11 protein-coding genes are annotated in these 11,848 nt (G+C 38.6%); all 11 read right to left on the bottom strand.

Annotated features, from left to right (window positions below; genetic code table 11):
- Positions 1–44 precede the first annotated feature (44 nt).
- The 11 genes from PVA17_RS08010 to PVA17_RS07960 all read right to left on the bottom strand — a co-directional run bounded on the left by PVA17_RS08010 (position 45) and on the right by PVA17_RS07960 (position 11,837).
- Positions 45–374 carry a hypothetical protein gene (locus PVA17_RS08010; RefSeq protein WP_274067377.1) on the bottom strand — a complete coding sequence of 110 codons (330 nt, stop codon included), beginning with the start codon at positions 372–374 and terminating at the stop codon, positions 45–47.
- Positions 375–708: 334 nt separating this feature from the next.
- The gene (gene ftsZ, locus PVA17_RS08005; protein ID WP_100544024.1) at positions 709–1,866 is read right to left on the bottom strand and encodes a cell division protein FtsZ; all 1,158 of its coding nucleotides are present in this window, start codon (positions 1,864–1,866) and stop codon (positions 709–711) included.
- Positions 1,867–2,207: 341 nt separating this feature from the next.
- Complete coding sequence (gene ftsA / locus PVA17_RS08000; protein ID WP_274067376.1) at positions 2,208–3,491, bottom strand: cell division protein FtsA; 1,284 nt, start codon at positions 3,489–3,491, stop codon at positions 2,208–2,210.
- Between the two features lie 96 nt (positions 3,492–3,587).
- Entirely contained in the window at positions 3,588–3,959 is a 372-nt protein-coding gene (locus tag PVA17_RS07995) for a small basic family protein (protein ID WP_132357543.1), read from the bottom strand.
- A 3-nt stretch (positions 3,960–3,962) separates the two neighbouring features.
- Positions 3,963–4,682 carry a DUF881 domain-containing protein gene (locus PVA17_RS07990; RefSeq protein WP_132357545.1) on the bottom strand — a complete coding sequence of 240 codons (720 nt, stop codon included), beginning with the start codon at positions 4,680–4,682 and terminating at the stop codon, positions 3,963–3,965.
- Positions 4,683–4,808: 126 nt separating this feature from the next.
- Entirely contained in the window at positions 4,809–5,537 is a 729-nt protein-coding gene (locus PVA17_RS07985; protein WP_132357547.1) for a DUF881 domain-containing protein, read from the bottom strand.
- A complete protein-coding gene (locus tag PVA17_RS07980) occupies positions 5,515–6,333 on the bottom strand; it encodes a cell division protein FtsQ/DivIB (RefSeq protein ID WP_132357549.1) in 819 nt (272 codons plus the stop codon). Before PVA17_RS07980 ends, PVA17_RS07985 begins: the two co-directional genes overlap by 23 nt.
- 21 nt (positions 6,334–6,354) lie before the next feature.
- On the bottom strand, positions 6,355–7,434 hold the full coding sequence (gene ftsW / locus PVA17_RS07975) for a putative lipid II flippase FtsW (protein WP_132357551.1): 1,080 nt from the start codon (positions 7,432–7,434) through the stop codon (positions 6,355–6,357).
- Positions 7,435–7,474: 40 nt separating this feature from the next.
- The gene (gene murD / locus PVA17_RS07970; protein WP_132357553.1) at positions 7,475–8,824 is read right to left on the bottom strand and encodes a UDP-N-acetylmuramoyl-L-alanine--D-glutamate ligase; all 1,350 of its coding nucleotides are present in this window, start codon (positions 8,822–8,824) and stop codon (positions 7,475–7,477) included.
- Entirely contained in the window at positions 8,821–9,795 is a 975-nt protein-coding gene (mraY, locus tag PVA17_RS07965; protein ID WP_132357555.1) for a phospho-N-acetylmuramoyl-pentapeptide-transferase, read from the bottom strand. Before mraY ends, murD begins: the two co-directional genes overlap by 4 nt.
- Before the next feature lie 125 nt (positions 9,796–9,920).
- Positions 9,921–11,837, bottom strand: coding sequence for a stage V sporulation protein D (locus PVA17_RS07960; protein WP_132357557.1), 1,917 nt, complete (start codon positions 11,835–11,837; stop codon positions 9,921–9,923).
- Between the last annotated feature and the right edge of the window lie 11 nt (positions 11,838–11,848).

Here is an 11,848-nt window from a genome sequence, read left to right as displayed (position 1 = left end):
GACAAAATACATCTTTTCCTTACACATTTGAACATAATTAATTTTTAAGTCACTGAAAATATCAATGGAATATGAATGAAATTATGCGTCATATTAAATAAAGTAAATGGCTTTTTGGCAAAACGTGAGGTTGATTTCCGTTCCAACTGGGCGCTTTGTAGCTGTTGCTTCGCTTTCGCTACAGAAAACATTTGTTGCTGTCGCTTCGCTTTCGCACAGAGCAAAGCTTCCTGGGGGCGTTCGATGAGCCGCTTCGCTTCACTGTAGGGTCTCGGGCCGACACGATGTTGGACGGAGGCGTTATCACAGGACGTGATGCTTTTAGCCTCCGTTCCTCTAAATCGCTGATCCCCGAGGAGTCGCCCAGTTTCCACTCCAATCAACTACTTTACATAGAATGTATCTTCTGGCGTGGCACTCTCTAATTTAAAGTGATATGTATAATAAAACTTCAGCAATAAATGTTTTCTGTGCTAAAGTGAAACGTCAGCAACAACAAATGTTTTAGTGTGAAAGTATAGTCTTAACGGAGTGACAGCGACAGCACAATGAAGGAAGCGGCTCGATGCTCGTCACCAAGGAAAATGTGTAGCCTGGAACAGATAAAGATGCAACATTCATAACTTAATAGTTTTCAGCAACACAAAAAAGCTCGTATTTCACATAATGTAAAATACGAGCTTTGCTTTTTAAAGTTTGGATGCTGACTTATCCGCGATTTTTACGGTTACGTAAAAATGCTGGTACTTCAAGCATGTCATCCTGTACATAATTTTGTTGATTTTGGCGTGGTTGTTCTTGCTGTACATGCACATCTTGACGTTGCTCACGAATCGGCGCTTGCTGTTGTTGTGCAGCTTGTCTATTTGTATTTAACGTTGGTCGTGTAGTATTACGCTGTTGCTGTAATGCTTCCTCTGAGAAACCAGTCGCAATGACTGTAACAATAATTTCATCCTTTAAATTTTCGTTAATAACAGAACCGAAAATCATATTTACTTCTTCGTCTGATGCTGATGCTACAATATCTGCAGCCTCTTGTACTTCAAATAGGCTTAGATTTGAGCCACCAGTAATATTCATGAGGACACCTTTAGCGCCATCAATTGATGATTCAAGTAAAGGACTTGAAATAGCTTTCTTTGCAGCTTCTGCAGCACGGTTTTCACCTGTAGCAATACCAATACCCATTAACGCTGAGCCTTTGTTAGACATAATTGTTTTTACGTCTGCAAAGTCTAAGTTAATAAGACCTGGCGTTGCAATTAAATCCGAAATACCTTGTACACCTTGTCGTAAAACATTATCTGCTTCACGGAATGCCTCTAGCATTGGCGTAGATTTATCAACAATTTGTAACAGCTTGTCGTTCGGAATAACGATTAAAGTATCAACAGACTCCTTCATGCCACCAATACCGCCGATAGCTTGTGTTTGTCGCTTGCGACCTTCAAACGTAAATGGACGCGTTACAACACCGACTGTAAGAGCTCCTAAATCGCGAGCAATTTGAGCGATTACTGGTGCGGCACCAGTACCAGTTCCTCCGCCCATTCCAGCTGTAACGAATACCATATCTGCACCGCGTAGAACCTCTTCTAATTGTTCACGGCTCTCTTCAGCAGCTTTTTTCCCTACTTCAGGATTTGCACCTGCACCTAATCCACGTGTAAGTTTTGTTCCAATCTGTAGCTTTATTTCTGCTTTCGATAAATTTAGCGCTTGTGCATCTGTGTTTACTGCGATAAAGTCAACACCTTGTACACCATGTTCTATCATTCGATTGACAGCGTTGTTACCGCCGCCACCAACACCAATGACTTTTATTACTGCAAGTTGATCAACACTTGTATCAAATTCTAACATTTCTTTTTCCTCCCACGGTAACTCGACTCTGTATCATTCATTACGCATTCAAGATCAATTATGCCTCGGTATAATTGCGTCCGGAATCGGCTTTGTGCTTAGACCTGCAAGACCAGGTCCGTTAGCCGTTATCGCATAGATGCGATGATTTTAGGCTAACATTCACTAAGAACTCCTTTCCGATTCCGTGACATCCGCCGGAGGCATTACCTTCTTTCAGCAGGTGTTTGGACATCTGCTGAAAAGTAGCTTAAATCCGAATTTATCTCACCACCTATAGAGGTGGAGACTTCTGTACCTGTCGCTACGCTTTCGGTACAAAGGACATTTGCTGAAAGAAGTTAATCAAAAAATTTATCAAATAATTTTTTTGCTCTTCCGATTACGCTTCCTTTTGATTCTGAAGGTGCAGCATATTCTTGCTTCTTAGGTGTGGCTGCAGGGGATCCTACAACTGCATATTCGATAGGCTGCGTATTTGTACTTTTTCCATAAAAATCATCTTCTAAATAGGCGTAACGAATAAGTCCAACTGCCGTCGTAAATGAAGGCTCTCTAACGCCAATATAGTCAGGTGTATATATTCTAACACGTGTTTGCAGTATCTGGCGTGCCAGTTGAGCAATTCCCTCAAGCTTTGCAACGCCTCCTGTCAAAACAACACCGCCTGGTAAATCTCTTACACCTAGACGGGCTAACTCGTCGATGACTAACTCAAATAATTCTTCCAAACGAGCGCCAATTATTTCTGATATAAAGCGCTGACTGTACTGATCTGTTGAATCTGTCCCTACAACTGGTACTTCGAAGAGCTCATCGTCGGATGCGTCATCATAAAAGGCATGTCCAAATTGATGTTTAATTTGTTCTGCCTGTTCTGTTGGTGTTTTTAAGACGATTGAAATATCTTTCGTAATATGATCGCCACCAACTGGAAGGACACCCGTATGAGTTAACAGGCCTTCTTCGAATACGGTAATAGTCGTTGAACCGCCTCCTAAATCAATGAAAGCGGTACCTTGGTTTTTTTCATCCTCTGTTAATGCAAAGTAACCTGCTGCTAATGGTTGTAAATAGATTTCTCGAATACTAAGACCTGCACGTTCTACACAACGTAAAACATTGTGTAAAAGTGTTTTGGAAGTTGTGATCATTGTGGCATCCATTTCTAAACGAATACCAATCATACCTCGCGGATCTTTGATTTCATCTAAATTATCCACAATAAATTGTCTTGGAATAATATTTACTAATTCACGTTCAGGAGGTATTGACATGACTTGTGCAGATTCTACCACTCTATCTAAATCATCATCTGTAATTTCTCTATTTTCACTATTTACAGCGACAACACCTTTAACTAGCTGTAACATCGTCTGGTTAGCAGGAACACCTAAAACGACTTCATTAATTTGATACCCTGTCATTCGTTCAGCTTGATCTATTGCTTTTCGAATCGATTGAACTGTTGCATCAATATCAACAATTGCACCTTTTCGAACTCCATTCGATTTTACATTTCCGACGCCAATTACATGTAATTGCCCGTCGCTCATTTCACCTATTAATACCTTGATAGAGGAGGATCCTATATCAAGGGAAATATATAAATCTTGCTGATTCAATTAGCTGCACCTCCTTGAAAAAATGCTCTTATTCTCATTCTATTGTAAATTCAGCATAATGTCTAAGCAAATCGAGCATTTTGCTCAATTTTTCTCTCATTCTATGGAATTTTTGTTCTTTTTATGACGTTTCTCATCTAAGCGAGTTAGTAGAATACGCCTAATTATTGCTATATTTTGGAACAAACGTACTCCAAAAGCGAAAATAGCAGCTAAATATAAGTCTATCCCTAAATACACACCTAAAAAGGCTAATCCTGCTGCCAAAGCTATATTAAAAAAGAATCCTGATACAAATACTTTATCGTCATATACTTGCTGTAATTGAGCACGAATACCGCCAAATAATGTATCTAAAGCTGCTAAAACAGCTATTGACAGATAATTTTCATATATAGAGGGTATTTGTATATTTGTTAACAAGCCAAGGGCAAGTCCAAATATCAAACCTAAAAATGGTAGCCACATATATTATTCTCCTTTTTCCACCTCTGCTAAATAATCATTTGTCAATGGCTGATCAAATGCTGGGATTGTTAAATGCTCAGATGGTTCCTCTATTATTAAATTAAAGTTATCCAAATAAAAGGAATCGATAAATGTAGAAGCTTGTAACGAGTTGTACATTTTTTGAGCTTCTTTAAAAGAGCTTGTCCCAACATAAATTTCAAAGGGTGGTGAGGACAGTGGTACACTGTTCACTGTAGTCTTTCCATTTATGTCTCGAATGGCTGTCGTCTGAACAACGCGATTTCCATCTATCGAGACACTCGCTGCATTGTTTTTAAACAGAGCATTTAGTAATTGGGTTAGTAAATCAGGTGTAATTTCTTTAATTTCATACCCCATTTCAACTAATTCGGGTGCTGGTTCAACTCGAAGTATAACTCCTGGACTTGTGACTTCCGTTAGCCCGGCCTGTAGTTTTAAACGATTCAGCGTTTCATTTAATGCTGACTGTAAATTTGCTTTCTCAGATTGCTCATAGCGACCCACTACTTCATTAAGTGAGCGAATTTCTGCTAATAACGCGGAATGCCTTTGCTTCTCTTCTGCTAATTCCTCTCTTATGGCCCAAATATCTCGTGTATCTCGCTCAGCTGGTTGCTTTATGGTATTGTATTGTACCGCTATCATCAAACCGATAATAAATAGCACGATCGTTATTCGGGTAAACATATTTTTTTTCAAAATAGCCCCTCCTAGACGTATCGTAACCCCTCACAGATTTACGCCTTAGATCTTGAACTTTGCATATCTAAAAGCTACCTAGAGGCTATAACCAAATTTAATCTGTAAATATTGACTTGAAATCGTTTAACTTTCTACTTTTGCTTTTGGCATTGCAAGCTTTTGATCTTCTTCTAATGATACAACTATATTGTCATTTAATAATTGATCCACAACGCCACCAGTTAAGTTTAAGGCAGCTATTAATGTTGCTGAATCTCCTACAGCTTCGACGACGAATGGAGCTGGGTGTTGCTTGCCATCAATAGTGATGACTGGTCCATTACAGCGTATATAAGAATTCGCTAAAACACGTTGACCATTAATAGCAATTGCTTGCGCACCAGAAATTTTAAGTTCATTGAGCAATTTAAAAATATGACTTTCATGCACGATATAATCATTAGGATTAGCTGATTTTGGATTGTAATCACCATCTTGAAGGGTAATACGTATCCCTTTTCCTTCTGAATTTAAATCACCTAACAACAAGCGTAAATCCTCTGCTTCTTCAACAAGCTTTGTATAATCCTTTTTGCTAGCGACAAACGATTTTTCATACTTGCGAATTTTTTCTTGCAAAGCATTCGCCTCTTCTGATAATTCTTTATTGCGCTCTTGTTGTGCAATTAACTCCTCACGATAAGAATCCTCTTGCTCGAAAAGCTCCTTATTAGTCGAACCTGCATCTCGATTCTCTTTTGCCTGGTTGTAGGAATAGCCAATGATAAACCCCATAGTTACACAAACGATAAGCAACTGAAATTGTTTTCTTGAAAAGAAATTTTCTTTGCTATTCTTTTTCTTGTTGTTCATCTTTTTTCACTTCCTGGTTGGCCGCATCTTGATCTAAATCAATATTTTGGTTGTACTCCGTATTGAAAGGACGATAATACGAGCCGACCTCTAAATCGATAACCCCCTTTTCCAAATTTGGAATTTGTGCCACAAGCGAAGGGTAATGATTTAGTTTTTCTGCTAACGTTTGAATAACGGCACGAACTTCATAGCCATCGTTCATATAGAGCTTGATTGCATTAGGATTTGTTTCATTACTATTTGTATTGACTTGAGAAATTAATGCTAATACTTCTGGGTTTAATTGTGCTAATTGCTTGACGAGCTTCTTAATTGTCTTTTCACCAGTTATGCCGATAAATACAGGTGCATCAATCGGAATATCATCCCCAACTTGTTCAAAGCGCTTGCCATTTTCAAGCAATGGATAATAAGTACCGTCACCAGCTAAGTACGCAACCTTTTTCCATTCTTTAATATCTATGGTCACGCCTCGAAGCCAATTACGTTTAACATGTGCTTCTTTCACCCATTTATCCTTTAGCAATATTTTCTCTACGTCTTCTACTTTAAATCCCCACATCGACTTCCCAGTTGTAAGAGTACTTGTCTTCATATAATATTGTTCTTCTACTAATCGAGCACCGTTGACTGTTATGTTGTTGATTTTACTGTAAGGAGATTGAAAATAAAGGAGTACTGCTAACACAGTAAAGAAAAGTAATATTAGCACTATAAATTTCCGATTTGTACGCTTTTTTCGTCGCTTTTTTAGCGTAGGTATGCGATCTTCTATGTCAATTACTTTCTCCAAAAAAGTACTCCTCCTTTATATTTATTTCGCTAATTGATAAATAATACCTATTATTAGCCACATTGTTACTAAAGATGTTCCCCCATAGCTGATAAAAGGCAATGTAACGCCTGTTACAGGAACTAAGCCAATCACTACTGCTATGTTTAGAAATGCTTGTACGGCAAGCATCGTTACAAGTCCGATGATTGCGTAATATGCTGTTCTTGTTTTAGCTTGCACTGCAAATTTATAGCCTGCATAAATCACCAGTACGAAAAGTGCTAAAATAACAAGTCCACCAAGTAATCCAACCTCTTCTAGAATGATTGCGTAAATAAAGTCATTTTGTGGTTCAGGTAAATATAAAAACTTTTGCCTACTTTGTCCAAAACCATGCCCGAAAATTCCAGCGGGACCAATAGCCATTAATGATTGTACAGCCTGAAACCCACTACCTAAAGGATCGACCCACGGATCAATAAATGCCTCTATCCGCTTTAGTCGGTATGGTGCTGTAACAATCAAGCCTACTAATCCAGCAATTCCAGCTATCAAGAACATTGCATAAAGCTTTAAAGGATACCCTGCCACAAAAAGCAATAAAAACACAGACACAACGAGAATAAAAACTGAACCAAAATCAGGCTGAAGCATAATAAGTACTACAGGCAATAATAAAATCAATCCATGCCGCCAATTAACGATCGACGTACCTGTTTTATGCTGCGCTAAAATATGGCTCATATATACAATGACTGTAATTTTCGTTAGCTCTGCTGGTTGAATTGTTAAAGGACCTACGCCAATCCAGCTTTGAGAACCATTTCGAACTAGTCCAATTCCTGGTATAAGTACAAGGACTAGTAAAATTAACGAAAATATATAGGCCATTTTCCAAAAGGACTGCTCTTTTAAAATATTTAATCGAATAGTAATTAAAAACACTACAATAGCTACCGCAAAGTATAGACTTTGCTTCATATAAAACGGCATTTTTCCACTATAATGAACGGCACTCCAATAGGTACCTGCAGAATAGACGAAAATAATGCCGATTATAGAAAGCATCAATGTTGTGACGAGCAATAAATAGCTTTCTTTCCCTCTCAGTATTGCCATCCTTCCAAGTCAAGTATATTCTAAAATAATTACAGGCTCATTACAGCTTCATTACAGCATCAATAAAAACATCGCCTCGTATTTCAAAGCTGTCATATTGATCCCAACTTGCACATGCTGGAGATAATAGAATAACATCGCCTTCTGCTGACAGCGGCGCCGCGTAATGTACTGCATCCTCAACATTTTGGGCAATGACAGTATGTTGTACACCACATGACTTTGCAAATTCTACAAAGCGTAGTCCTGTTTCTCCAAAGGCAACAACACCCTTTACATGGCTCATACATGGACGTAATTCTTCAAACGAATGTCCTCGATCTAAGCCACCTGCCAATAAAATAACAGGTGCTTGGAATGCATCTAAAGCACTTTTTGTTGCTAAGCAGTTTGTTGCTTTTGAGTCATTATAAATCTTGCGGCCGTTCCATTCGCGCACGAACTGAGTACGGTGACGAACTCCCCCAAACTTCGCTAAAACTTCTTCCATTTTAGCTTTGTCACAGCCGACTAAAATACAAGCTGCGACAGCCGCTAAAATATTTTCTAAGTTATGCTTACCAGGCAAAGCGATATTTGCTCGATCTAGATAAGGCTCACCTTGCCAGTAAATTGTTGTATCATCCGCACTAATTCCTTCATCCGTACGTCCCTTAGAACTAAAAGGTACCTTTTTAGCTTTTGATTGTGTTGCATAGCCAACAACGATCGGCTGATCAGCATTATAGATAAAATAATCGCTTTCATCTTGATTACGTGTAACACCAAACTTTGCCTCTGCATAATTGTCAAACGTCCCATGATAATCAAGATGAGCATCATAAAGATTTGTTAATATAGCAATTTTTGGCTTAAAAGTTTTAATGCCCATTAATTGGAAAGATGATAACTCTGTAACGATTACATTATCCTTTTGTGCTTCTCTTGCAACACCACATGCAACTGTCCCTATATTCCCTGCAATTAACGGTTGTAAACCACCGTTATTCAACATGTCGAAAATTACTGTTGTCGTTGTTGTTTTACCGTTTGATCCTGTAATACCGATAAACGGCGCTTCACTAATTAAATAGGCAAGCTCAATTTCTGTCCATACGGGGATTCCACGGTTTAATGCATCTGCTACTATTTTGTTACTATAAGGAATCCCTGGATTTTTCACTAATAATTCAAAGCCTTCATCGAGTAAATCCTCAGGATGACGACCACAAATAACCGTGATTCCCTTTTGCAATAAACCTTGCGCATCTGGGCTTTCATCAAATGGTTTAGAATCATTGACCGTCACAAAGGCGCCAAGCTCATGTAAAATCTCAGCTGCAGCCACACCACTTTTAGCTAGACCTAAAACAAGGACTTTTTTATGTTGTAAATCTGAAAAGTTTCTCATAAGAACGCCTCCGATAAAACTGCAATCAATGCTACTGCTAAAGCAGTTGACCAAAAGACAAGTACTACCTTCCATTCTGACCAACCTGATAATTCAAAATGATGATGAATAGGACTCATTTTAAAAATACGTTTTTTACGAAGTTTGAAGCTACCTACCTGTAAAATAACGGATAATGTTTCAATAACGAATACCAATCCAATTAATAACAGTAGGAATTCTGCTTTTTCTAACACAGAGACCATGGCTAAAGCTCCACCTAATGCTAACGAACCCGTATCCCCCATAAATACCTTTGCAGGATTCGCATTAAAAAGTAAAAATCCTAATAACGCACCTGTTACCGCAAATGTAAATAAGGCGATATCAGCTTGATCTTGGAACAGAGCAATAACACCAAATGCTGCAAAGGCAATAGATGCAGTACCTGCCACAAGTCCATCTAATCCGTCTGTTAAATTCACTGCATTCGAGAAGCCCACTAACCAGAAAATTAAAAAGGCTACATAGAAAATACCAAGATCGATCGTCCAATCTGTAAATGGTATAGCAAGTGTTGTATCAAACGATCCTACATGTAGTAAGAAATAGGCCAAAATTGCAATGACAATTTGACCAATAAGCTTTTGAAGTGATGTTAGTCCTAAATTACGTTTAAAAACAACCTTTAAGCTATCATCAAACAAGCCGATTAACCCAAACCCTATTAATACTAATAACAGTACGACGGTTTGTGTTGTAAATAAATCTAAAAAGCTACCTACACCAACAGTAGTGAGGATAATGGCAAGTAAGAAAATAATGCCACCCATTGTTGGTGTACCAGCTTTTTTCATATGGGATTGTGGTCCCTCTTCACGAATACTTTGACCGAACTTTAATCGGCGAAGAAGTGGAATACTAATTGGTGCCAGGATAACTGTTACTATAAAAGCAATAGCTAAAATGGTAAGTGTTGTTGCGAGTTTCATTGAAAAATCTCCTTTAAATCTTGTTTCACTTTCTTCTTGAAGAAAAAAGCACAAACTTTCATGTATTTATTACTACCCTTCATTATAATAGTGGTTCTTTCCCATTTTTTAAAGGTAAAGTTATATTAGTTCTCTAAATAAAGATGAATGGTGCCATCTTGTTTAATAACACTATCCACTTCAGGCAGTTGATTGCCAATTTTAGTACCTTCTCCATGCCATTCAATACGGAATGGATAATGTTGCTTGGCAATATCGTCCTTCGTTTGACCAATAAAACTTGGTACCTTCACAGTAATTGGGTCACCCCAACGATAATCCTTTTCAAGCTGTTCCTTCGATTTTTCAATGCCAACAAAAGGTGCAACGTCTTCAATAATCTGTCCAACGATTGGAGCTGCGATCACACCGCCAAACTGTGTTCCCTTTTTCGGGTTATCTACTGCTACATAAACGACAATTTGCGGATTATCCGCAGGTGCGAAGCCAATAAATGATACGATATATTCACCATCTTTATAACGCCCATTTTCCACCTTTTGTGCTGTACCTGTTTTGCCACCAATCCGTAATCCATCTCGGTAAGCTTGACGTCCTGAGCCTTTTGCTACAACAGATTCTAATGCACCTCGTACCTTTGCAGACGTTTCCTCACGAATAACCTGTTTTTTAACTTCCGGTTTAGTCTGTTCTATAACTTCTCCAGTATTGGGATTAATAATTTTCTTCACTACATATGGCGTATAAAGCTTGCCCCCATTTACTGCTGCGGCTACTGCTTGCACTTGCTGAATGGGTGTTACGGCAACACCTTGGCCAAATGAAGTTGTGGCCTGCTCAACAGGTCCAAAAGCATCTTTGGAAAATAAAATCCCTGAAGCTTCGCCAGCGATGTTAGAACCTGTTTTTTTGCCAAAACCAAAATCTTTAACATATTGTAGTAGTTTTTCATTACCTATTCGTTGACCTAATTCAATAAAGCCAGGGTTACAAGAATTTTCTACAACTTCAAGGAAGGTTTCAGAGCCATGACCTTCACGTTTCCAACAGCGCAATCTTGCTCCTGCAACCATTGAATAGCCTGGATCATAAAAAGTATCCTTCTCTAAATCCACTACATTTTCTTCTAAAGCAGCACTAAGCGTTATAATTTTGAACGTTGACCCTGGCTCATAAGTCATCCAAACTGGTAAATTCCGATTGTAGATAGCAGGCTCTACCGTTTGATATGCTGCCGGATCGAAGGTTGGATATGAGGATAACGCTAAAATCTCGCCAGTATTTGGATTCATGGCAATCGCCATCGCTTGGTCAGCATCATAGCGCTCCATTGCCTGTGACAGTTCACGCTCGACGACCTGTTGTACATCTACGTCTACCGTTAGCTCGATCGTTGCACCATCTTCACCAGCCTTCCATGCACTCTTTACGTTCGGTAAATTATTCCCTTTCGCATCTGTAAAGATCCGTATTGCAGAAGAATTAGCCTTTAACAACTTATCATATTCATATTCAATTCCTGCTAAACCTTGAGCATCATAACCTGTGAAGCCTAAAAAACGAGATAGTAAGGTGCCGTATGGATAATCCCTTGTATAATCGACACCGCTATATAATCCCTCAATCTGCAGACCTTGTAATTCCACTGCTTTTTCATACGAAATATTTTTTCCTTCAGGTGCCAGCTTTACTAAGTAGGCTTTTTTCTTCATTTTTTCCAACAGCTTTTGTTCATCTACTCCCAAAACTTGTGCAATTTTCGCTGCTGCTCCTTCAATATCCTTACTTTGCGAAGGCATGAAATACAAAGTTGGCGCAAGCTTATTTGTGACAATATTTTTCCCCTTACGGTCAGTAATATGCCCTCGCTCATTGGCAAAAGGAATTTCTCGGTCCCAATTCTCTTCGGCTTTCTTTGTCAAATCTTTTTGATCTAATACTTGTAAGAAGACAAGCCTAATAACAACCGCAACAGCTACAAACATAAACAATACGTATAAAATACGCAATCGCTTTTTGGAATGGATAGAAATCCACTTCATTCGACATCACA

This window comes from Lysinibacillus sp. CNPSo 3705, from assembly GCF_028674935.1.
Taxonomy (GTDB): domain Bacteria; phylum Bacillota; class Bacilli; order Bacillales_A; family Planococcaceae; genus Lysinibacillus.
The sequence above is the reverse complement of the archived record's forward strand: the minus strand, read 5'-3'. Positions and strand labels throughout refer to the sequence as shown.